At 38.3% G+C, this 22,033-nt stretch carries 21 protein-coding genes and 1 tRNA gene; 8 read left to right on the forward strand and 14 right to left on the reverse strand.

Going from position 1 to position 22,033, the window contains the following annotated elements; genetic code table 11:
* Position 1: 1 nt before the first annotated feature.
* Both H592_RS24440 and orn read right to left on the reverse strand, forming a co-directional pair.
* Positions 2–77: transfer RNA gene (locus H592_RS24440), tRNA-Gly, on the reverse strand.
* A 189-nt stretch (positions 78–266) separates the two neighbouring features.
* Positions 267–812, reverse strand: a complete 546-nt coding sequence (gene orn / locus H592_RS0112825; RefSeq protein WP_245600427.1) for an oligoribonuclease — start codon at positions 810–812, stop codon at positions 267–269.
* A gap of 91 nt (positions 813–903) precedes the next feature.
* On the opposite strand from orn, the gene rsgA reads away from it, so the two are divergent.
* From rsgA to H592_RS0112855, 6 genes are all read left to right on the forward strand, one after another.
* The gene (gene rsgA / locus H592_RS0112830; protein WP_028869119.1) at positions 904–1,944 is read left to right on the forward strand and encodes a small ribosomal subunit biogenesis GTPase RsgA; all 1,041 of its coding nucleotides are present in this window, start codon (positions 904–906) and stop codon (positions 1,942–1,944) included.
* A gap of 104 nt (positions 1,945–2,048) precedes the next feature.
* The gene (gene asd, locus H592_RS0112835) at positions 2,049–2,903 is read left to right on the forward strand and encodes an archaetidylserine decarboxylase (protein ID WP_028869120.1); all 855 of its coding nucleotides are present in this window, start codon (positions 2,049–2,051) and stop codon (positions 2,901–2,903) included.
* A 37-nt stretch (positions 2,904–2,940) separates the two neighbouring features.
* Complete coding sequence (gene ilvA / locus H592_RS0112840) at positions 2,941–4,479, forward strand: threonine ammonia-lyase, biosynthetic (protein WP_028869121.1); 1,539 nt, start codon at positions 2,941–2,943, stop codon at positions 4,477–4,479.
* 9 nt (positions 4,480–4,488) lie between these two features.
* Positions 4,489–5,562 (forward strand): potassium channel family protein, encoded by a 1,074-nt coding sequence (locus H592_RS0112845; protein ID WP_037071755.1) that lies wholly within the window; start codon positions 4,489–4,491, stop codon positions 5,560–5,562.
* Between the two features lie 101 nt (positions 5,563–5,663).
* Complete coding sequence (locus tag H592_RS22300) at positions 5,664–6,617, forward strand: MotA/TolQ/ExbB proton channel family protein (protein WP_084296278.1); 954 nt, start codon at positions 5,664–5,666, stop codon at positions 6,615–6,617.
* 95 nt (positions 6,618–6,712) lie between these two features.
* On the forward strand, positions 6,713–7,741 hold the full coding sequence (locus H592_RS0112855) for an energy transducer TonB (RefSeq protein WP_028869123.1): 1,029 nt from the start codon (positions 6,713–6,715) through the stop codon (positions 7,739–7,741).
* A gap of 294 nt (positions 7,742–8,035) precedes the next feature.
* Here H592_RS0112855 and parE read toward each other — a convergent pair whose 3' ends face one another.
* From parE to nudF, 4 genes are all read right to left on the reverse strand, one after another.
* Complete coding sequence (parE, locus tag H592_RS0112860; protein ID WP_028869124.1) at positions 8,036–9,925, reverse strand: DNA topoisomerase IV subunit B; 1,890 nt, start codon at positions 9,923–9,925, stop codon at positions 8,036–8,038.
* 99 nt (positions 9,926–10,024) lie between these two features.
* Positions 10,025–10,612 (reverse strand): YqiA/YcfP family alpha/beta fold hydrolase, encoded by a 588-nt coding sequence (locus tag H592_RS0112865; RefSeq protein ID WP_037071757.1) that lies wholly within the window; start codon positions 10,610–10,612, stop codon positions 10,025–10,027.
* A gap of 172 nt (positions 10,613–10,784) precedes the next feature.
* Complete coding sequence (gene cpdA / locus H592_RS0112870; protein WP_028869126.1) at positions 10,785–11,621, reverse strand: 3',5'-cyclic-AMP phosphodiesterase; 837 nt, start codon at positions 11,619–11,621, stop codon at positions 10,785–10,787.
* A 171-nt stretch (positions 11,622–11,792) separates the two neighbouring features.
* Entirely contained in the window at positions 11,793–12,389 is a 597-nt protein-coding gene (gene nudF, locus H592_RS0112875; RefSeq protein WP_425414388.1) for an ADP-ribose diphosphatase, read from the reverse strand.
* A gap of 429 nt (positions 12,390–12,818) precedes the next feature.
* Between nudF and H592_RS0112880 the strand changes: the two genes are divergently transcribed.
* A complete protein-coding gene (locus H592_RS0112880) occupies positions 12,819–14,171 on the forward strand; it encodes a TolC family outer membrane protein (protein ID WP_028869128.1) in 1,353 nt (450 codons plus the stop codon).
* Positions 14,172–14,322: 151 nt separating this feature from the next.
* Here H592_RS0112880 and hldE read toward each other — a convergent pair whose 3' ends face one another.
* The 7 genes from hldE to ffh all read right to left on the reverse strand — a co-directional run bounded on the left by hldE (position 14,323) and on the right by ffh (position 20,006).
* On the reverse strand, positions 14,323–15,753 hold the full coding sequence (hldE, locus tag H592_RS0112885) for a bifunctional D-glycero-beta-D-manno-heptose-7-phosphate kinase/D-glycero-beta-D-manno-heptose 1-phosphate adenylyltransferase HldE (protein WP_028869129.1): 1,431 nt from the start codon (positions 15,751–15,753) through the stop codon (positions 14,323–14,325).
* A gap of 164 nt (positions 15,754–15,917) precedes the next feature.
* Positions 15,918–16,289 carry a DUF454 family protein gene (locus tag H592_RS0112890; RefSeq protein WP_037071760.1) on the reverse strand — a complete coding sequence of 124 codons (372 nt, stop codon included), beginning with the start codon at positions 16,287–16,289 and terminating at the stop codon, positions 15,918–15,920.
* 122 nt (positions 16,290–16,411) lie between these two features.
* Positions 16,412–16,762 (reverse strand): 50S ribosomal protein L19, encoded by a 351-nt coding sequence (gene rplS / locus H592_RS0112895; protein ID WP_028869131.1) that lies wholly within the window; start codon positions 16,760–16,762, stop codon positions 16,412–16,414.
* Between the two features lie 41 nt (positions 16,763–16,803).
* Positions 16,804–17,550 (reverse strand): tRNA (guanosine(37)-N1)-methyltransferase TrmD, encoded by a 747-nt coding sequence (gene trmD, locus H592_RS0112900; RefSeq protein WP_028869132.1) that lies wholly within the window; start codon positions 17,548–17,550, stop codon positions 16,804–16,806.
* 19 nt (positions 17,551–17,569) lie between these two features.
* Positions 17,570–18,097 carry a ribosome maturation factor RimM gene (gene rimM, locus H592_RS0112905; protein ID WP_028869133.1) on the reverse strand — a complete coding sequence of 176 codons (528 nt, stop codon included), beginning with the start codon at positions 18,095–18,097 and terminating at the stop codon, positions 17,570–17,572.
* A gap of 26 nt (positions 18,098–18,123) precedes the next feature.
* A complete protein-coding gene (gene rpsP / locus H592_RS0112910; protein ID WP_028869134.1) occupies positions 18,124–18,372 on the reverse strand; it encodes a 30S ribosomal protein S16 in 249 nt (82 codons plus the stop codon).
* Between the two features lie 212 nt (positions 18,373–18,584).
* A complete protein-coding gene (gene ffh / locus H592_RS0112915) occupies positions 18,585–20,006 on the reverse strand; it encodes a signal recognition particle protein (RefSeq protein ID WP_028869135.1) in 1,422 nt (473 codons plus the stop codon).
* Between the two features lie 147 nt (positions 20,007–20,153).
* Here ffh and H592_RS0112920 point away from each other — a divergent pair, with 147 nt between their 5' ends.
* Positions 20,154–20,942 (forward strand): cytochrome C assembly family protein, encoded by a 789-nt coding sequence (locus tag H592_RS0112920; protein ID WP_028869136.1) that lies wholly within the window; start codon positions 20,154–20,156, stop codon positions 20,940–20,942.
* Positions 20,943–21,156: 214 nt separating this feature from the next.
* On the opposite strand, the gene H592_RS0112925 is transcribed toward H592_RS0112920, so the two are convergent.
* Positions 21,157–21,864, reverse strand: coding sequence for an endonuclease (locus H592_RS0112925; protein ID WP_245600421.1), 708 nt, complete (start codon positions 21,862–21,864; stop codon positions 21,157–21,159).
* Positions 21,865–22,033: the final 169 nt, after the last annotated feature.

The following is a 22,033-nucleotide window of genomic DNA, read 5'->3' on the forward strand; positions in this document are numbered from 1 at the left end:
TTGGAGCGGTACACGAGACTCGAACTCGTGACCCCGACCTTGGCAAGGTCGTGCTCTACCAACTGAGCTAGTACCGCATCACATTTTCCTGTAACAAATTTCCTAATAAAACCAGAAGCAAGGCATTTGGTGATGCCCCTTTGTTACGAGCCCGAATTATAGAGATGGCGTTAATGATTGCAAGCTTTTTTTAGCTAATTTAAGCTTAACAAAGCTTACATGCAGAGTTTTTAACCAAATCATTACTAACTTGCTTGAAAAGCGAACTAATAACTAAAAAAATGTTTTTGATAATGCTGTAATTCAGAAATAGACTCTTTAATATCTTGTAACGCTAAATGTGTTCCGGTTTTTTTATGTGCTTCAACCATCTCCGGAGCCCAGCGACGACCTAACTCTTTAATAGTACTAACATCAATATTACGGTAATGAAAGAAAGCTTCTAATGTCGGCATATGTTTGACCATAAAACGACGATCTTGGCCAATACTATTACCACATAATGGTGCTGCGCCTGCTGGTACCCATTTTTGTAAAAACTCAAGCGTTTCTTTCTCCGCCTGCTCACAACTAATTTTGCTTGCTTTAACACGTGCAGTTAAACCTGAGTTGCCATGGTGCTCAGTACACCATTCATCCATGGCATCCAGAGCTTGATCACTCTGATGAATCACAAACTGTGGGCCTTCCGCTAAGATATTCAAATCGCTGTCAGTTACAATCGTTGCAATCTCAATAATTTTATCGCTATCAGGATTTAATCCTGTCATTTCTAGATCGATCCAGACCAAATTATTTTTGTTCATTTTGATAACCACCCTTTTCTCTTGATGAATAGCTTTATTATTTAAAAAATATAGTATGATACGCCATTCAAATCACCAGTGGTAGCAAAGGAAGCCTGTGGCTAAGAAGAAAAAACTCAGTAAAAACCAAGTTCGTCGTGTTCAAAGCAATCATAACAAGCGCTTAACACCCAAAAACGATAAACAATGGGATGAATCTGAACTAGGTCCGCAGCTGGAAGGCTTGGTGGTTAGTCGATTCGGACAACACGCTGATATAGAAGATCAAGACGGCAAAGTAGAACGCTGTACTTTACGTCGTTCAATACGCTCATTAGTAACTGGTGACCGCGTTGTGTGGCGGGCAGGTAAAGAATCGCACCAAGGTATTAGTGGTGTTATTGAAGCCGTACATCCTCGTAAAACCGTATTAACACGACCAGATTATTATGATGGTATTAAACCCATCGCCGCTAACATTGACCATATTATTATTGTCAGCTCCATTGCACCCGAGTTTTCTCGTAACATTATTGACCGTTACTTAGTCGCCTGTGAAGATATTGGGATCACTCCTATTATCGTGTTAAACAAAGTTGACCTATTAGACAAAGAGTCAGCAAAAATCATTGACCAAGAATTACAGAGCTACCGTAATATTGGCTATCAGGTTTTGTATAGCTCAATGCATGGCGATGGTCTAGACGATTTAAAGTCGGTTATGAAAGATAAAATTAATATTTTTGTAGGCCAGTCTGGCGTTGGTAAAACTTCATTATTGAACATGTTATTGCCTGAGGTTGAAGCTGTTACAGGTGAAATTTCAGAGGGTTCTGGCCTTGGTAAACATACCACTACCACAGCCCGTTTATATCACTTCAGCGATGGTGGTGATTTAATAGATAGCCCAGGAATACGTGAGTTTTCATTATGGCACTTAGAAGCTGAACGCATTGCAAGTGGCTTTATTGAGTTTAGAGAGCACTTAGGTGGTTGCCGTTTTCGAGATTGTAAACATCAGGCGGATCCAGGTTGTGCTTTAGTTGCAGCCGTTGAAGCGGGTAAAATTGATAGTGCGCGCTTTAAGAGTTTCCTACGTATTTTAGAAACCATGGATGATGCAAAAAATGCACGTCACCGCGATCCAAATATCTACTAAAATAGACGTTTATAAAAAAGCATAATTGAAATCCGTCTTTAAAAACACGTTTAAAGCGGTACAAAACAGTGATTAATTAATATTTAAAAGCAGAGAATTTTACTATGAGCGATAAACTAAAAATTATTGGCCAATACCTTTTACCTAAACACCTCGTTACTTTATTAGCAGGTAAATTAGCGAATGCAAAAATGGGTAAGTTCACAACATTTTTAATTACTAAATTTATTAAGCAATTTAAAATCGATATGAGTGAAGCAAAGCATTCTGAGGCTGCTGATTTTGAGACCTTTAATGACTTTTTTACACGTGAATTAAAAGCAGGTTTACGCCCAATTGTTGAAGGCGACAACAACCTAGCGACACCCGTTGACGGATGTGTTAGCCAACAGGGCGAGATTAAAGCGGGACGTATTTTTCAAGCCAAAGGCCATGACTTTAGTTTACGTGAACTATTAGGCGGACGAGATGACGTCGCAGCTCCCTTTGATGAGGGTATTTTTTCTACCGTTTATTTAGCACCTAAAGATTATCACCGTATCCATATGCCAATTACCGGCAAGTTAGAGCAGATGATTTTCATTCCTGGTGACTTATTTTCAGTTAACCCATTAACTGCGCAAAATGTGCCTAACTTATTTGCTCGCAATGAACGTGCCGTTGCTATTTTCTCAACCGCTATCGGACCAATGGCTATGGTATTAGTTGGCGCAACCATAGTCGGCAGTATTGAAACGGTTTGGGAAGGCACACTAACGCCACAAAAAAATAAAGAGATTCAATATTGGGATTATCAGGATCAAGAGATTATCTTGCAAAAAGGGGCTGAAATGGGTCGCTTTAAACTAGGTAGCACGATTGTTGCATTATTCCCTAAAGACAGTATTGAATTTAGTGAAGCTTTAGCACCTTCAAGCGTGACACGTTTAGGCGAACTATTTGCAACCGTAAAATCTTAAATTTAAACCTTAGACTAATAGCATAACAAGGCTTGTCATGACAGTAATATCCAGTGAACAATATTTAAAAAAAATCTTATTAGCCCCTATTTATGAAGCAGCGATTGAAACTAAGCTACAGCCACTAAATAAGCTATCTATTCGTTTAAATAACCATATTTTATTAAAGCGTGAAGATTTGCAACCGGTTCACTCTTTTAAATTACGAGGTGCTTACAACAAGCTTTCAAGCCTCAGTGATCAACAAAAGAAAAATGGCGTGATTGCAGCATCAGCAGGTAACCATGCGCAAGGTTTAGCGTTATCGGCTAAAAAGATGGGTGTTAAAGCTACTATCGTGATGCCTAAAACCACACCCGAAATTAAAGTTAATTCGGTACGTACTTTTGGTGCAACAGTGGTCTTATTTGGTGAGAGCTTTGATGCAGCCAACGCGCATTCATTGGCGCTTGCAAAGGAGCACGGTTACACCTTGATCCACCCTTTTGATGACCCTGATATCATTGCAGGCCAAGGCACTGTTGGAAAAGAATTATTACAACAAGATGCACATATAGATAAGATATTTGTCCCTGTAGGTGGCGGTGGTTTAGCAGCGGGTATCGCCGTTTATATCAAACAGTTATTACCGCATATTCAAATTATTGCCGTTGAACCTGAAGATGCAGCTTGTCTAAAAGCCGCTTTAGCGGCTGGCGGTCCGGTGACATTACCTAAAGTGGGTTTGTTTGCAGACGGTGTTGCGGTAAAAACCATCGGCCGAGAAACATTCCGCTTATGTCAGCAATATATTGATGATGTGATCACTGTTAGTAGTGATGAGATTTGTGCTGCGGTTAAAGATATTTTTGATGATACTCGTGCAATAGCCGAGCCTGCAGGGGCTTTATCATTAGCGGGATTAAAAAAATATGCACAACAGCACCAACTAAAAGACCAACGTCTTACTGCTATTTTAAGTGGTGCAAACGTTAACTTTCATAGTTTACGTTATGTTTCTGAACGTTGTGAATTAGGTGAGCAAAATGAAAGTATCTTAGCAGTCACTATTCCCGAGAAACAAGGTGCTTTCTTAGCTTTTTGTAATCAACTCGATGGCAGAGCCATTACTGAATTTAACTACCGTTATAGCGATAGCAAGCAAGCTAATATTTTTGTTGGCGTAAGAACACCCAATGGGTTTGAGGAATTAACTAGTTTAACTGAAAATCTGACCATTGCAGGTTATACGGTTGCTGACTTAAGTCACGATGAAACCGCTAAACTACATGTTCGTTATATGGTCGGAGGTGTGCCTTCTCAGCAATTAACGGAACGTTTATATAGTTTTGAATTTCCAGAGCACCCTAATGCCCTGCTTAAATTTTTAAACCTATTAGGCATGCATGCCAATATCACTTTATTTCATTACCGCAACCATGGTGCCGCATATGGGCAAGTATTAGCAGGGTTTGAAGTCAGTGATGCTCAGGTAGACGAGTTTAGCGAACACTTAAATGCGTTGGGTTACAGCTATAAAGATGAAACAGGCAATCCTGCTTATCGTTACTTTTTATCACATACACAGAACGATTAAGGTAATGCTATGCTGCCTTTTTTAACACCGCTTAAAATAACGAAAATTATACAAAAGCTAACGCGCAATATGACTTGGCCAGCAATGTTTGGCTTGATCATAATGCAAGCGGCTATTACTTATGCTTTATTTATTTTGGCAAATGAGAGGGCTCTAATTGAGCACCCATTACAGTTTTTTTATTATAATATGGTGGTGGTTTCAACGGTTGGTTTTGGTGACTTTAGTCCGGAAACAAGCTTTGGTAGATTGATTGTCGCCTTCTGGCAAATTCCTTCTGGATTAATTGTATTTGCTTCATTTATCGGAAAAACCACCCAATTATTCATTGATATAGCGAGAAAGAATATGAACGGCAGTAATGACTTTTCACATTTAACGGGGCATATACTGCTGTTTTGCTGGGATAAACACTCAACGAAGCAAGTCATACAGTTAATTCTTGGCGATAAAAAACGCCATAACCGTCAAATATTATTATGTGTCACTGAAGATATGGATAATCCTTTTCCAGAAATTGATGAGGTTTCCTTTGCAAAATTAGCCTCATTTTCCGATACGCAAGAGCTAGACAGAGTTGGCCTAAAAACAGCTCAACGTATTATTATTGATGGCAGTACAGACGATGAAACTTTATCCATAGCCCTCAGTATTGCTACCTTCACTGATAAGAATGCGAATATAACCGCACACTTTTTTGATGAAAGTAAAGCCAAGCTATTAAAGATTCACTGCCCCTATATTGAATGCAGTATCGACAACAGTGCACAGATAATGGTAAGAAGCATGCAAGATCCTGGTTCAAGCCAAGTCACCGAGCGATTACTTTCAACGTTAAACGGCGCAACCTTATACAGTATTTTAATTCCTGATTTGATCAGCGACACTAGCTTCGGTGAGTTATTTAAAACATTCAAACAACGCTACGATATGATCTTAATAGGCTTTAGCAAAGATAAAAGTGGCAATGATATGAGTTTAAACCCAACCAATGATGCGATAGTTAGCGCGGGTTATCACCTTTATTATATTGCCAATGAACGCCTTTATGTTGATGATATTGATTGGCAAGATATCAATTAGTATTTGCTCAATATTCGTGAAATATTTGCAGAGTGTTCGTAGAGCACTCTTTCAATGATCACTCCCTATTTTGTTCATTTTGATGCTAGGACGCAGCGATAATGAGTATAGAAACAAGCGCGACTTCATATCAATCATTAACCTCAATAGTAGCTGAAAACATACCTCTTTGGTTCCAACAAGGCGGGACAATGGGCATGATTATGTGGTTATTACTGTTGTTATCTTTTGTTACAACAGTTGTGACACTAGAGCGCTTGTTCTTTTGGGCTATTTATTATTTTCAACGGGAGCGCTATACACTACAAGAGTGTTTTGCCGCTTTAAATAAACACCAAAAGACCGACGCCTTATTAGCTTGTCAAAAAATACCAACACCCGCATTAAAAATGTTGGCTCATGGTATTGAAGGCCTGCCCACTTCCCCAACAGAAAAAATGCATGCCTATGCAGCTATACAGATAAATAAGTTATCACGAGGACAATCGTTATTGCGTACTATCGCCATCATTTCTCCGATACTAGGAGTGATAGGTTCTTTGATGTGCTTCATTGAGCTTCTACCGATTATTGCAGAAGAAAATAGCAGCAATAATCAAGGGTTGTTAGTGGTGATTTCACAGGCATTAATCCCAGTAGTAGCTAGCCTCATTGTGATAATTTTAGCTTTATTACCTTATCACTTGTTTGCTGTTTTTATTAACACACTACGCTCACACCTAGACACTATACTTGCTCAGTTTAATCACCTTTGCCAACAGCAAAACTTAATCAATAGCAGAACCAACAACTTAGCCAATGAAGCGACGCTGATTGTTAACAATACGCTGCAGACAACTTCTACGGAAAACATTCAAAATGATCCCGTATCAGAACAAACAAGCATGCCTTATCATTATGAATTTTCGAAAGAAACGGGTGAGGTAAATGTAACCATTCACCCTCAAACTGAAGATATCAAACGAGTCAGTTCATCCTCAATTGCTAAAATGTATGATCAAACACTCATGCCTACTAATGTGAATACAGATGAAAAGCCTATACTAAAGAAATAACTTAATAGTATTTTTATGTCATTAAATTTTTATGCCCATTAAGTTTCTATGTCAAAAAAACTAACAACATCAACGAATATTAAGGCACCCAGTATATGAAATCTGCTTATCACTACTTCCCTTTTATTATCATAAGCTTTTTATTATATGCAGTGTTTTTCTATTTTCATGGTGATCTATTACCAAGTAATCAAGTTAATCTGCTAGCAACAAAAAAGGTATCGGAAATAACCCAACCGACATTAACAGCGACACCTACACCGACAATCAAAACAGCCTCATCTTTAGAATCAGCAGCTTCTACAACAATAATCAAAGAAAAAGAAGCACCCCTTACTAATAATAAACAGCACATTAATCAACAACGTATCGACCAACAACTGCTGACATCACCACAATCTAAACAAGAGGCAGCATTAACAATTGATACCATAACCGAGCAACAACCTGCATCAATCACAATAGTAGCTTCTCTGTTAGAGGCAACTCAAGCCGATTATCAACTGGCTAAAATCCGTCATCAAAACAGTATTAAAAATCATCTAAGTGCCGACGATGCACTATTAAAAGAATTTATATTTAACCAAAATCTGATTAATTTACCTGCTTTAATTCCCAAAAAAGTAAGCAATAATAAGCCCAGTGAAAAGGTGAAAAACCTTAGTTCCTATTCACCTAACGCCCTCAATGAAAATACAGTGTTAACATCCATTGCTTCGACATTACCCATTAACAATCCAACACACGTTGTTCGCAATGATAAACTTAAAATCATAATAAAGCAGCCACCAAAGCAGGCTTCAACGCCAAGGACCGAACCAAAAAGGCTCAACCCAAAAGGCACTGATAAACCAACAATATTACAGGAAGCCGTCGCTATTTCAGGTAAAAAGCCTAAATACCCTCAGCGGGCAGCTTTAAGGCAACAAAAAGGACAAGTAAAAGCAACAATGACAGTCATGGAAAATGGACAAACGATAGCGGTAAAATTAACAACGTCTAGCGGTCATGAAATGCTTGATAAAGCGGTATTGAACTTTATAGAAAATGAGCGGTTTATGCCTGCTTTAAAAGGGCAAGAAAAAATAAGCAGCGAGCAGTCATACTCATTTCGCTATCAATAATAAGTACTTAACAACCAGTTAAAAATGATCAATAGCAACGCCATTAAGTATGTTTTCAAATATAACGAAGGAAAAATGAGTCAATTTAAGATGGAATTGCGTCAAATGCTCGGTCCATATGCAAAATTTGTAACGCAGATGTGATGCATTTTAACCAGCTAGTTAGTTAGCGAAATGGGTATACCAATAGGAAACAGTCATCTTATAGGGGGCACTCCCTTTGTATCAAGCAATGTAATACAGAGGGAATAATATCAGCTTATGCTTTCTATAAGATAACTGATGCTTTATATATTAATCAATTGCAGCCATATCACCACTTGCTTCTAACCATGACTTACGGTCTCCCGCGCGTTTTTTAGCTAGCAACATATCCATCATTTCCATCATTTTATCTGCATCATCGATGGTTAATTGTACTAGGCGACGCGTATTCGGATCCATGGTAGTTTCACGCAACTGTAAAGGGTTCATTTCACCAAGGCCTTTGAATCGTTGAACGTTAACTTTTCCACGCTTTTTCTCTGCTTGAATGCGATCTAGTATGCCATCTTTTTCAGATTCATCTAAAGCATAATAAACTTCTTTACCGATATCGATTCGATATAAAGGTGGCATCGCTACATAGAAGTTACCGGCTTCAACAACGGCTCTAAAATGACGTACGAACAAAGCACAAATTAGGGTCGCAATATGTAATCCATCGGAATCCGCATCAGCAAGAATACAAATTTTTCCGTAGCGCAATCCAGACAAGTCTGTAGAAGCGGGATCAATACCAATTGCGATTGATATATTGTGAATTTCTTCTGAGCTTAAAATTACATCGGACTCATCTTCCCAAGTATTCTTTATTTTACCTCGTAATGGCATAATCGCTTGAAACTCTCGGTCTCGAGCTTGTTTTGCACTACCGCCAGCAGAGTCCCCTTCAACTAAAAACAGCTCGCCTCGCGTTGGGTCTGGAGTCGAACAATCAGTTAGTTTCCCTGGTAAAGCGGGCCCTTGCGTAATTTTTTTACGTGCGACTTTTTTGCTTTTACGATTACGTGCTTGAGCATTATTAATACAGAATTCAGCTAAGGCTTCCGCCTCATTAACATTGGCGTTTAACCATAAACTAAAGGCATCTTTAACAACACCTGACACAAAAACTGAACATTGACGAGAAGATAAGCGTTCTTTTGTTTGCCCAGCAAACTGCGGCTCTTTTATTTTAACGGAAAGAATATAACTACATTTGTCCCAGATATCTTCCGGACTTAATTTAATACCACGAGGTAGAATATTACGAATATCACAAAACTCGCGCATCGCATCCAATAAGCCTTGGCGGAAACCATTAACATGCGTGCCCCCTTGAGAGGTTGGGATCAAGTTAACGTAACTTTCAGTAATAGAGTCACCGCCTTCTGGTAGCCACACAACAGCCCAGTCAGCCATTTCTCTGTTGGCAGAAAACTTACCTACAAAGGGCACAGAAGGTAATAATTCGTTGTCAGCAACGGCTTCTAATAAATAATCATTAAGGCCATCTTGATAGCACCATTCATAATTATTTTTATTCACTTTATCTTTAAATTTAATGGTTAAACCCGGACATAATACGGCTTTAGCTTTTAATAAATGTAATAGACGTGAAACAGAAAATTTAAAACTATCAAAATATTTTGGATCTGGTCTAAAGTGCACGCTAGTGCCGGTATTACGTTTTCCACAAACACCGATTTCACTTAGTTCTTCTACTTTGTCGCCATTTTCAAAGGCAATATGAAATATTTTAGCATCACGACGAATTTGTACATCAACACGCGTAGAAAGCGCATTAACCACGGAAATACCTACACCGTGTAAACCTCCTGATATTTCATAATTTTTACCAGAAAACTTACCACCGGCGTGTAACTTACAAAAGATCAGTTCAACACCAGATATCTTCTCTTCTGCATGCATATCAATCGGCATACCTCGACCATCATCAATGACTTCCAAAGACTGGTCTTCGTGTAAGATCACCTGAATAGAACTTGCATGGCCTGCCAATGCTTCATCGACCGAGTTATCTATTACTTCTTGGGCTAAATGATTTGGACGATTGGTTTCAGTATACATACCAGGTCGATGACGAACGGGATCGAGTCCGTTTAATACTTCAATGGAATCTGAATTATATTGTTCGCTCATGCATGCACCTATGGTTATTCTGTTTAATAATGATGAAGTTTAATGGTTGTTAATTCTGCGCGTAAGTTACCACAGAACAAAACAGTTGATTGTATGTATTTAGTAAAGAAAATGAATTATTTCTGCAACATAACGTTCAAAGCCAATAAAGCTATGATCGCCCCCATTTTCACAGGTTATTTTACATTGTTTATATTTTTTTAATGCATCTCGGTAGTCTAAAACTTCATCTTGCTGCTGTAATAACACCCAAATGTTCTCAGGATGGTTAATTTTTTCAACATGTAGAGCCTTGAGCTGCTCAATATAATCAGAGTTAATAATGTATGGCTGCTGAAGATAGGGATGAATCTGTTCACCTTGGTAAAAATCTAGCAAAATATTCGGTGTGACTGCGGGGTTAATAAGTACAACTTTTACCGCATATTGCTGAGCCACCTTGGTTGCTAAAAATCCACCTAAAGAACTGCCCATAACCGCTATTTCACATTTATCATATTGTTTGAAGATAGATTCAATAACAGACCACATATCTTCAGGATAGACGGGAAGTTGTGGGCAAACAAAATGAATTTCAGGATGTTCTAACAATAAATAATCACGCATTTGTTGTGCTTTAAGTGATGCAGGAGAGCTATGAAAACCATGAAGTGAAAGCAATACTTTGGTTATGTTAGCGGTTGTCATTTTACCTCTTATTTAACTTCAGATCAGAGCAATGAAAGCGGAAGTTATTTTTATGTAGTTCAGTTAAATTTATAATTATACAACATTGTTGATTTTGTTCACTGCTATACGAGCTATAGAGCCAATAACTGCTTATTGCAGGCTAGTTTTACTTACCCCTAATTGAGATTATTTAATATCCGGTGGCATTCACATCAGTAACAAAATCACCAATATCAATACGTTCAACTTGGGTGTTTATTTTACCTGATTTTGTCAATGTTAAATAGCGATATCCAGGGGCTTTATCATCAACAGCAAAATCATCACTTTGTGGTTTAAATTGTACACAAGTAGATGGACTGGTTAGGTAACGAACCCCATTTTTAGTGACATCAAAGGCTTGGTGAACGTGGCCAGATAAAACCGCTTTCACATTATCGAACTGACTGATCAACTCAATAAGTTGCGCATTGTTTTTCAAAATATGTTGGTCTAACCAGGCCGAACCTACAGGCAATACATGGTGATGAATTGCAATCAAAGTATGTTTTTTTGGGTACTGCTTAAGCTTATCTTCTAGGAAAAATAATTGTGACTCACTGAGATGACCGTAAGGTACGCCAGAGACTTGAGAGTCCAATAGAATAATTTGCCAATGTTCGCTGACTATTTGTTTGGTTTGCGCAAGACCTTCATTTAATAAAGCAGGCAACATCACTTCTTGCATATCATGATTACCCGGCAACCAATAACAAGGCATTTTTAATGTTTTAATGCGCTCACTGAAATCAAGGTAAGACTGAGTAGAATGATCTTGCGACAAATCACCAGTGCACAAAACAGCAGCACATTTAGCAGTGTATTGTTGAGCATGCTCTATAACAGCATCATAACTATCTACTGTTTTAATGCCTAATAAGTCTTTATCACTATCAGCAAAAAGATGTGTGTCGGTAATTTGTAATAACTTTACCTCCCCCTTATGATCCGCATTTAGCGTTGCTACCGTCTGATGTACACCATTCATTTTTATATTATTCACTCTATAATTTAAAGTTAACACACCACGCTAAATGGCCATTTTATTAAAAGTCAGCTAATTATTTTATCATTCTCACAATAATGAAAATGAATTAATGATTAAAAATGTCGACAAAAGCACATTTTCACAACCTAAAATATGCAATCAGTATAAAAATTAGATATTTAACCCATTTTTATAATTTAATTGTAACCACTGCAACCCAATAATCGTTGCCGCATTATCAATTTTTCCAGATTGCACCCATTGATAAGCTTGCTCTCTAGAGACCACATGAACTCGAATATCTTCGCCTTCTTCAGCTAAGCCAAAAACACCTTCCACATTACGACTATCTACATTTGCTACAAATAAATCGATAGTTTCAGTCGTGCCGCCAGGACTCACAAAATAACTGAGCATAAATTGGCACTGGTCAATCACTAATCCAGCTTCTTCGAATGCTTCTCGCTTTGCTACTTCCTGTGCATCTTCACCTTCATCTATCATGCCGGCAATTAATTCTAATAACCAAGGAGACTGTTTGCTGTCCATCGCACCAAAACGAAACTGTTCCACCAAGATCACCGTATCCAACGCTTTATCATAAGCTAATAAAGCCGCCGCTTTACCTCTTTCAAAAAACTCACGGTGAATGGGCTGGCTCCATTCACCAGAGAACAATTTATGTTTTAAAGTGAACTTATTACATTTAAAAAAGCCTTTATAAAGTGGCTCACAGCCTAATATTTCTACATCATTCTTGTCGTACATTATTTTCCCTTTCATTCTCTGTTTATCATATTCAGTCATCTGATATGAATTGAAATCGCTAGCATCAGTCGTGTTGGCAATACCGCTAGTGGCCTATTATTGAGCATGTAAATGAAATACTTAAATGCATAAACCGCACCAATAAACGATTTACTCATTTTTTAAAAAGTTATAGGATAAACATTATAATCAATGATTAAAGTTAATAATTACAGAGACACACAACTTTTTTAAAAATGGTTTTAAAAATCATTTACATACAGTAAAACCTCTATTGGAAAACTCAAAAAAATGCGATTATATTCAAATTTTAATTGTATTTTTAAGCAACAAATAATAGTTAAAAATAGGTTTTTATAATACCCTACAATATTAAAAATTAGCCTTTCTTCATATGAGCAAAAACACACTCAATAGGATTTCCATATCATGAATTTAAAACGCCTTTATATTGCAAGCTTACTAGGCTTATCAAGTGTTGCCGTCAATGCTGATACGCTACAACAAGTTTATGAAACAGCCAAATACAAAGATCCCATTATTTTAAAAAGCAAGGCACAATATGATGTGTTTGTTGAGCAAGTATCAGAATCAAAATCGGTATTATTACCACAAATTGGTTTTGGATTAGATGCCAACCATGTGCAATCTAGTATTAGTACTAATACCAACACCAACTATGGCGCAAGTTTAGACCTAACACAGTCACTTTATAATGGTACTTATTGGCAACAAACTGATATTGCAGAGAAACAAGCAACACAATACGCTGCTATTTACGGTTATGCCGCACAAGATTTATTATTCCGCGCAGCTACTGCTTACTTTGATGTATTGCGTGCCGATGAATCAGTTAAATCTGTAAAAGCGAACAAGCGCGCTGTTGAGCGCCAACTAGAGCAAACTAAACAACGTTTTGATGTGGGTTTAATTGCAATTACTGACGTACATGAAGCGCAGGCAGAATACGATAGAACAGTGGCTGATTTAATCACAGCAGAAAATACATTGGCTAATAATTATTACCTATTGCGTGAGTTAACTGGTGAAGATGTTAAACAAGTTGCGTACTTAGATACTAAAACATTTGACCCGCAGCCACTTGAAGGTGATGTTAAAATTTGGCGTAATAAAGCCTTAGAGTATAATTTAGATTTACATAACAAACGTATTGCTAAAGAACTAGCAAAAATGAATATCGAATTAGCTGAAGCTGGTCATGAGCCAACACTCGATTTCACCGCTGGTTTAGGCTATAACGATTATAATTACCATGACTCAAACTCAACATCTTATGATGCAACAGCCGCTACTTTTGGGCTTAGCTTGAATGTACCTATTTACACTGGTGGTGGTATTACTTCTCGAGTTAAACAAGCACAATTTAACTATGTTGTAGCAAGTGAAGATCTAATACAAAGCTTCCGTAGTATTGATGCACAGATCAACAGTGGTTATAACAACGTTCAAGCTTCTTTAAGTTCTATTCGCGCCTACGAGCAAACGGTTGTTTCATCACAAAGTGCGTTAGATGCCGCTGAAGCAAGCTTTGAAGTAGGAACACGTACTATTGTTGACGTTTTGGACGCGACACGTAACTTATACAGCTCTGAAAACTTATTAGCCAATGCACGTTATGATTACATCATTAATATGCTGCAACTTAAACTATCTGCAGGTACATTATCTGAGAAAGATATTTTTGATATCTCAGCTGGATTAACTGATGTATCAATGAGCCCAGATGCTAGTGTTTCTGAGATCTCAAAAGCTAAAAAGTAACAACACTAAAATAGCAATTCATCGAAATTGTTATTAACATGAAATACTAAGTTCTAGCATCAAATTAAAAAGTACTAAATTAACAAGTGCTAAGATCAAAAAAGGGAAGCTTCTGCTTCCCTTTTTTATTCTCGCCAATTCTCAGTTAACTTTAACGTTCATTACGAATTGTTTTAATGATCTCGGTTGTTGAGCAACCATCTTTAAACTGCAGTACTCTCACCTCACCACCATTGGCAATGACTTCAGCGCCACCGGCTATTTGCTCAGGTGTATAATCTCCACCTTTAACCAGTAGATCAGGTAAAATACCTGCAATCAAACGCTGTGGAGTATCTTCACAGAACTCGACCACCCAATCCACAGCACCTAATCCCGCTAATACAGCCATACGTCGGTCTGCAGTGTTAATAGGACGCCCTTCCCCTTTTAAATCGCGTACAGACTTGTCACTATTAACAGCAACAATGAGTCTATCTCCTTGTTCACGAGCAGTATTTAAATAGGAAACATGGCCAGCATGTAAAATATCAAAGCAGCCATTGGTCATGACTACCTTCTCTCCACGATGCTGCGCTAATTTTACCGCTAATTGTAATTGGCTTTCTGTTAACACACCAAAACCAATTTCTTGTTGGCTATAGACTGCATTTGCTAACTCAATGGTATTCACTGTCGAAGTGCCAATTTTGCCCACCACGACACCTGCGCCTGCATTGGCTAGCGCACAGGCATCTTCATAGCTGCTGCCCGCTGCAATAGAGGCAGCTAATACTGCAATCACAGTATCCCCTGCACCAGTAACATCAAATACTTCTTGCGCTTGAGTAGGTAGGTGGAAAGGTTCTTCGTGCTCTCTAATCAAAGTCATACCATGCTCACTACGAGTCACTAATAAGGCTTCTAATTGCAAATCTTTAATTAACTGTCTAGCGCGTTCGAATAGCTCTTGATCATTTTTACAATGACCTACTACCCCTTCAAATTCAGAGAGATTAGGAGTAAGTAGCGTCGCACCGCGATATTTTTCAAAGCTCGTCCCTTTAGGATCAACCAAAATTTTAACGCCGCGACTTTTGGCAAGTTGGATCATTTTTTGTACGTCAGCTAATGACCCTTTATTGTAGTCAGAAAAGACAATCACAGGATTAGACTGATCCAATGCGTTGCTCATCTTATTAATCATTGCTGTACTATCAACATCAGCAAATGATTCTTCAAAATCCAGACGAATTAATTGTTGGTGGCGGCTTAATACACGTAACTTTGTAATTGTCGGTGCATTAGGAACGGTGACAAAATCTGTTTCTACATGCACTGAGTGTAGGCTATCTTTAATCGATTGTGCCGCTTCATCGTCGCCAACCAAGCCCACTATTTTTGACTTTGCCCCTAATGCTGCAATATTGAGTGCAACATTTGCCGCACCACCAGGACGTTCTTCTATTTGTTTAACATTAACGATAGGTACTGGCGCTTCAGGAGAGATACGTGCAGCAGGACCATGCCAATATCTATCTAGCATGACGTCACCGACAACTAATACGTTTGCTTGCTCATATTCAGGTAAGGTTATTTTCATTTTATCTCTCTCTAGGGCGTTTATCGGCTTAGATTATCACAGACCTCATTAAATCACATTTTCAAAACAGACAATTTGATGTTTTTAAATACATAAAATTCGATAATCAAACACTGATAAAGTAAATTCGACACAAGGCATTCATGCAACTGCAGCTTGTACCGCTAAGACTCAGGTAACTTCCTGATAAAGAGAAGTAAAACAAGCATTATTACGACTAACATTAATTGTAAATACAATTGCCCTATCAATAAAAGGATAGAGATCAGGAAACTAATGACAATACTTAAATAAATAATTGGTTTACGTTGTTTATTGATTTTTTTATGCGCTTGCCAATGTTTTAAATCATCACCAACAGCAGGTAGATTTAACAACCACAGTTGAAAGCGAGGTGAGCTTTTAGAGAATCCGAAGAGCGCCAATATAAAAAAAGGAGTTGCTGGAAGTAAGGGTAAAATAATGCCTAATAGTCCGAGTAATGTTGCGCAGCAAGCGACTACGAATAAGGTATATTTAATTAAATTTTGTAACATTTAACCTTTCCCCTAATCTTAAAAAATGCCAAAAAAAAGGCCTGCATTAAGCAGACCTTTTTATTATAGCAATTTTGCAACTTACATTGCTCAGCCAATTTTAATTAGCTGAGAAAATGAAATTACTTACCTAGCTTCTCTTTAATACGAGCAGCTTTACCAGTAAGTTCACGTAAGTAGTAAAGTTTAGCTTGGCGAACCAGACCGCGACGTTTAACTTCAACGCTTCCTACAAGTGGGCTGTGAGTTTGGAATACACGCTCAACACCTTCACCGTTCGAGATTTTACGAACTGTGAATGCTGAATGTAAACCACGGTTACGCTTAGCAATAACAACACCTTCAAATGCTTGAAGACGCTCTTTTTCACCTTCTTTTACGCGAACACGTACAACAACAGTATCACCTTGAGAAAACTTAGGGATGTCTGTACGTAGTTGTTCGTTTTCAATTGCTTGTAAAATATTACTCATTTTAATACCTTTTAATTCTAGTTAACTAATAACATCGCTGTTTAGTTGGAGCTACTATCCAGAGCAGCAAGCAATTTTGCTTGCTCGTCAGTCAGAGCTAGATCTTTTAATAAATCGGGTCTTCTTTGTTTCGTGCGCTGTAATGATTGAGTTAATCGCCATTGACGAATTTTCTCGTGATCACCACTTAATAAAACACTTGGCACTTGTTTTCCATCTAACACCTCGGGTCTTGTATAGTGAGGGCAATCAAGCAAACCATCCGCGAAGGAATCTTGCTCTGCTGACTGGCTATGCCCCAAAACACCTGGTACAAAACGTACCACTGCATCTATTAAAATCATTGCCGGCAGCTCACCACCACTTAACACATAATCACCAACAGACCATTCTTCGTCTATTAAGCTTTCGATTATACGCTCGTCTATTCCTTCATAGCGTCCAGCCACTAATATCAAAGCTTGAGAGCTTGATAAAGACTGCGCACCTTGATGGTCTAAACGTCGACCTTGAGGAGAAAGGTAAATTACCTTTGCCTCGTGTCCTGCTTCTCTTGCGCTCTGTTTTGCTGCGTTGATTGCATCCCGTAAAGGTTGCACCATCATCAGCATTCCAGGCCCACCACCATAGGGACGATCATCGACCGTTCTATGTTTATCTAATGTAAAATCACGTGGATTCCAACATTCGATAGAGAGCAAGTTATTTTTAATCGCTCGACCTGTTACCCCATTCTCGCTAATGGCCCGAAACATGTCCGGGAAGAGGCTAATAACCCCTAACCACATAACTTTTCTCCTAGGGTAATTAGAAATCAGGTTCCCAATTAACTGTAATTAGTTGGCCTGTAATATCAACATTCAATATTACTTGCTCTTCGATGAACGGAATTAACCGCTCTTTTTGTCCAAAAGCATCATTCGAGTTGGCTTTTACAACAAGCACATCTTTAGAGCCTGTTTCCATCAAATCAGTGACAACACCAAGATGATAACCTTTGTCAGTATTAACCTGACACCCGACTAAATCGCGCCAGTAGTAGTCTGCTTCCAATTCTGGAAGGCTAGATGGTTGAACAAGAAGGTCAAGGCCAACTAAGGCTTGTACTTCTTCACGAACATCGTAACCGTCTACTTTTGCAACAAAACCTTTATTGTGACGTTTCCATTCAGTGATATTCACTTCACGTAAAGCCCCATTAGATCTCATTAACAATGGCTTGTATTGAAAAATACTTTCAGGATCATCGGTGTAGGAGTGGATTTTTAACCAGCCTTTGATGCCGTAAACTGCACCAAATTTGCCTATTTCTATTGGTTGTGCTTGTTCGCTCACCTAATATCTCCTTCACCTAACCGCAATTAAGCAGCTACAGCGTTATCTTTTACTAATTTAGCTACACGATCACTTAGCTGTGCGCCAAGACCAACCCAATGGTTGATGCGATCTGTATCTAAACGTAATTTTTCTGATTGACCTTGTGCAGTTGGGTTAAAGAAACCAACTTTTTCAAGGAAACGACCGTCACGTGGGCTACGGCTATCAGTTACTACCACTTGGTAGAATGGGCGTTTTTTAGCGCCACCACGAGCTAAACGAATAGTTACCATATCGTCCTCTATATATATTATTAAACGTCGAAAGTCAGTGAATTCTGACCACCTGCTTCTGTAGAAAGCCGCAAAATTATACTCTTATTTAGAAAAAGAACAATCAAAATCACAGTTAGCAATCAATTCAAACGGCTAAAATATAAAAAAACCCCGTTGAATAAGATTCAACGGGGTTTCTAAACAATCCTAACATTGTGTTTGATTATGTTTTATTTTTTACGGAAACCGCCTAAACCAGGCGGTAATCCAGCGCCTCCCATGCCCGGCATACCGCCGCCCATACCAGGCATCATGCCTTGCATGCCACTCATCATTTTACGCATGCCACCGCCTTTACCGGCCATTTTCTTCATCATTTTTTGCATTTGCGTAAACTGTTTAAGCAGTTTATTCACATCTTGAATTTGCGTACCAGAACCCGCAGCGATACGACGCTTACGGCCACCTTTGATAATTTCAGGCTTGGCACGTTCCTTTTTAGTCATTGAATTGATGATCGCTTCCATTTGATTGGTTGCTTTGTCATTCACTTGATCTTTCATTGCATCAGGAATATTCGACATACCCGGCAATTTATCCATCATGCCCATCATGCCACCCATGCTTTTCATCTGCACTAATTGGTCACGAAAATCTTCTAGGTCAAAACCTTTCCCTTTTTGAACTTTTTTCGCTAATTTAGCCGCTTTATCTTTATCAACTTTAGTTTCAAGTTCTTCGATTAATGAAAGAACATCACCCATACCTAAGATACGAGACGCAATACGATCTGGATAGAAAGGTTCTAAAGCATCAATTTTCTCACCCATACCGATAAATTTAATCGGTTTACCAGTGATATGACGAATTGAAAGTGCAGCACCACCACGCGCATCACCATCAGCTTTTGTTAAGATAACACCGGTTAATGGCAAGGCTTCATTAAATGCTTGTGCTGTATTAGCCGCATCTTGGCCTGTCATTGCATCTACAACAAACAATGTCTCAATAGGATTAATCGCTGCATGTAAATCTTTAATTTCATCCATCATCTCGCCGTCAACATGCAAACGACCTGCCGTATCGACAATCACAACATCAATGAATTTCTTTTTCGCATGGGAAATAGCTGCATTGGCAATATCAATTGGCTTTTGCGAGATATCACTTGGGAAGAACTCAACACCCACTTCACCCGCTAGGGTTTCTAACTGTTTGATCGCCGCAGGACGGTAAACGTCAGCACTCACGACTAAAACTGATTTCTTTTCTTTATTTTTTAATAATAATGACAACTTAGCAACAGACGTGGTCTTACCCGCACCTTGTAAACCCGCCATTAATAATACTGCTGGCGGTTGGGTCGCTAAATTTAAATTTTCGTTGACTTCACCCATTGCCAATTCAAGTTCGTTTTGTACAACTTTAATAAAGGCTTGGCCTGGGTTTAAACTTTTGGCAACTTCTTGTCCAATTGCGCGTTTTTTGATTGCTTTAATAAAGTCACGAACAACCGGTAAAGCTACGTCGGCTTCTAACAACGCCATACGTACTTCGCGTAATGTGCCTTTAATGTTGTCTTCTGTTAATCGACCTTTACCACTGATACTTTTCAGTGACTTCGACAATCTGTCCGTTAAATTCTCAAACATGTTTATGTCTCATAGCTATAAATAATTAGGATTTTGTGTATTATACGCATTTATGCTTTTTCAAAATAGTATTAACTTCTCATCCATTCAATAAAGCTTATAATGAAGGTTATTAAAAGCCATTTTTCTGAGTAAAGGCAGTAATATATGAGTCAACTGGCAACTATCAGTGTTGTATTTTATTTACTAAGTGGCTTACTTGCTAGCCGCCAATTATTTTCACCTCAAGCAAAGTTAAGCTATCAGATTATTACCTTATCAAGTGTCGCACTATTAAGCCACGCTGCTTGGTTATATCAGAACATCTTTTTAATAAATGGTCAAAACTTGCCTATTTTAAATGTTGTTTCATTGGTGAGTTTTTTAATTGCGGCACTGTCACTGGCTATCAACAAAAAAATCAATACCGGCGTTCTGTTGCCAATCGTGTATGGGTTTAATATTATCAATTTTATCGCCGTGGTGTATTTACCAAGTCATTACATTACCCACTTGGAAGATAATCCGCAGGTTGGCTCACATATTATTTTAGCGTTACTCGCTTATGCCATGATGGTCATCGCCAGTTTATTTGCCTTACAATTAGCCTATGTCGATTACCGATTAAAGAAACACAGATCGCCTATCGCAGGGTTGAATTTACCTCCCTTAATGACACTTGAAAAAAGCTTATTTCAGTTTATTTTAATAGGATTTATCTTATTAAGTTGTACATTGGTCACTGGCTTTATGTTTTTAGATGATATGTTTGCAAGTGAAAGCGCGCACAAAGCTGTGCTGACGATTATTGCTTGGGTTATTTATGCGACCTTGTTATGGGGGCATTTCAAGAAAGGATGGCGTGGCCGTTTAGTGATTTACATTACCATCGTAGGCTCATCATTTTTAACACTTGCTTACTTTGGTAGCCGCTTTGTTAGAGAAATTATTCTCTGATCCTTTACGCCAGCATGTTCACAGCTAAGTGATACCATCTTGTTATGATAAGCAGTTAAAAAAGATAAACAGCTATCAGCACTCAACAAGATGGTTTACATTCTTGTTGCCTTAAGAAGCCTCTACACCCCATTAAAATAATGCCATTAAACTGATTTCATTAGAACGGTTTCATTAAATAGTGTGTAGTTTATTAAACTCAATTTGATGGGGACTAGTTTAGTCCAGCAGCTTGGCAACTTTGCTGTACTATTTCGTTATTGTTGCCCTGTATTTTTTGAATACGTTTAGCACGTTCGCATTCCCATGCATTAACGGGATAGGTTTTATGCCAAGCGGTCATTAACTGACGCTGCTGACGACTCATTTTATAACTCGGATAAATAGTATCCATGTATAAATAAGTACGTGCAATCACACCTCGGCTTTGTACAGGCGGCTCTACTTTACGCTTTTCTATTTTCATTGCGCAGCTACCAAAACTACTTTGAACATTGCCTAACATCACAAAGTTATAATTGCTGCGACTTGCATTAACTGACCCAATCGCGGGATATAGATTGTACATATCAGCTTGCATATATCGGTATTCTGCATTGGTCTTTTCTGCGCAACGTCGCCCTTTATAGGCTTTACCCTTGCTCGTCACGCATTGCTTATCACCACTTCGCCATTCAGTAAAGTTACGCCCGAAGTTTTCTGCTGGCACAACATGTTCCCACTCAATGCGTTTTGCTCGTTTTTTGTATTTTTTGCTTTCAAAGCCGGAGCTAGCAATCACATTTTTTTTGCTATCAAACTCTGCATCGCAATATAAAGTGTGACGTTCTTGAGGATCGGTATAGACTTCTTTTTCTAATTTCTTTTTAGCACTAGAAAAGGATTGGATTTGTGTGTTTTCGGCATAGGAAGATAATGACAAAAATAGTAATGTAATAAACAGTAAAGGTTTGATAAGCAGGCCCAATTAGTCAAAAGGCGGCATTATCAATATTAATTAACACACTGACAAGTGATTAACGTCATAAAATGACCATTATTGAGTTTTAATTGAGCATATACAGGATAGTGCTCAGAGCCATACAACTCGC

It is taken from the genome of Psychromonas arctica DSM 14288, assembly GCF_000482725.1.
In the GTDB taxonomy this organism is placed as follows: Bacteria; Pseudomonadota; Gammaproteobacteria; order Enterobacterales; family Psychromonadaceae; genus Psychromonas; species Psychromonas arctica.

What these genes read in the sequence shown, in the direction of transcription:
- asd (WP_028869120.1), top strand. Translation starts at nt 2,049, where the DNA reads ATGAGCGATAAACTAAAAATTATTGGCCAATACCTTTTACCTAAACAC.
- ilvA (WP_028869121.1), top strand. Translation starts at nt 2,941, where the DNA reads ATGACAGTAATATCCAGTGAACAATATTTAAAAAAAATCTTATTAGCC.
- H592_RS0112845 (WP_037071755.1), top strand. Translation starts at nt 4,489, where the DNA reads ATGCTGCCTTTTTTAACACCGCTTAAAATAACGAAAATTATACAAAAG.
- H592_RS22300 (WP_084296278.1), top strand. Translation starts at nt 5,664, where the DNA reads ATGAGTATAGAAACAAGCGCGACTTCATATCAATCATTAACCTCAATA.
- H592_RS0112855 (WP_028869123.1), top strand. Translation starts at nt 6,713, where the DNA reads ATGAAATCTGCTTATCACTACTTCCCTTTTATTATCATAAGCTTTTTA.
- parE (WP_028869124.1), bottom strand. Translation starts at nt 9,925, where the DNA reads ATGAGCGAACAATATAATTCAGATTCCATTGAAGTATTAAACGGACTC.
- H592_RS0112865 (WP_037071757.1), bottom strand. Translation starts at nt 10,612, where the DNA reads ATGACAACCGCTAACATAACCAAAGTATTGCTTTCACTTCATGGTTTT.
- cpdA (WP_028869126.1), bottom strand. Translation starts at nt 11,621, where the DNA reads ATGAATGGTGTACATCAGACGGTAGCAACGCTAAATGCGGATCATAAG.
- nudF (WP_425414388.1), bottom strand. Translation starts at nt 12,389, where the DNA reads ATGTACGACAAGAATGATGTAGAAATATTAGGCTGTGAGCCACTTTAT.
- H592_RS0112880 (WP_028869128.1), top strand. Translation starts at nt 12,819, where the DNA reads ATGAATTTAAAACGCCTTTATATTGCAAGCTTACTAGGCTTATCAAGT.
- hldE (WP_028869129.1), bottom strand. Translation starts at nt 15,753, where the DNA reads ATGAAAATAACCTTACCTGAATATGAGCAAGCAAACGTATTAGTTGTC.
- H592_RS0112890 (WP_037071760.1), bottom strand. Translation starts at nt 16,289, where the DNA reads ATGTTACAAAATTTAATTAAATATACCTTATTCGTAGTCGCTTGCTGC.
- rplS (WP_028869131.1), bottom strand. Translation starts at nt 16,762, where the DNA reads ATGAGTAATATTTTACAAGCAATTGAAAACGAACAACTACGTACAGAC.
- trmD (WP_028869132.1), bottom strand. Translation starts at nt 17,550, where the DNA reads ATGTGGTTAGGGGTTATTAGCCTCTTCCCGGACATGTTTCGGGCCATT.
- rpsP (WP_028869134.1), bottom strand. Translation starts at nt 18,372, where the DNA reads ATGGTAACTATTCGTTTAGCTCGTGGTGGCGCTAAAAAACGCCCATTC.
- ffh (WP_028869135.1), bottom strand. Translation starts at nt 20,006, where the DNA reads ATGTTTGAGAATTTAACGGACAGATTGTCGAAGTCACTGAAAAGTATC.
- H592_RS0112920 (WP_028869136.1), top strand. Translation starts at nt 20,154, where the DNA reads ATGAGTCAACTGGCAACTATCAGTGTTGTATTTTATTTACTAAGTGGC.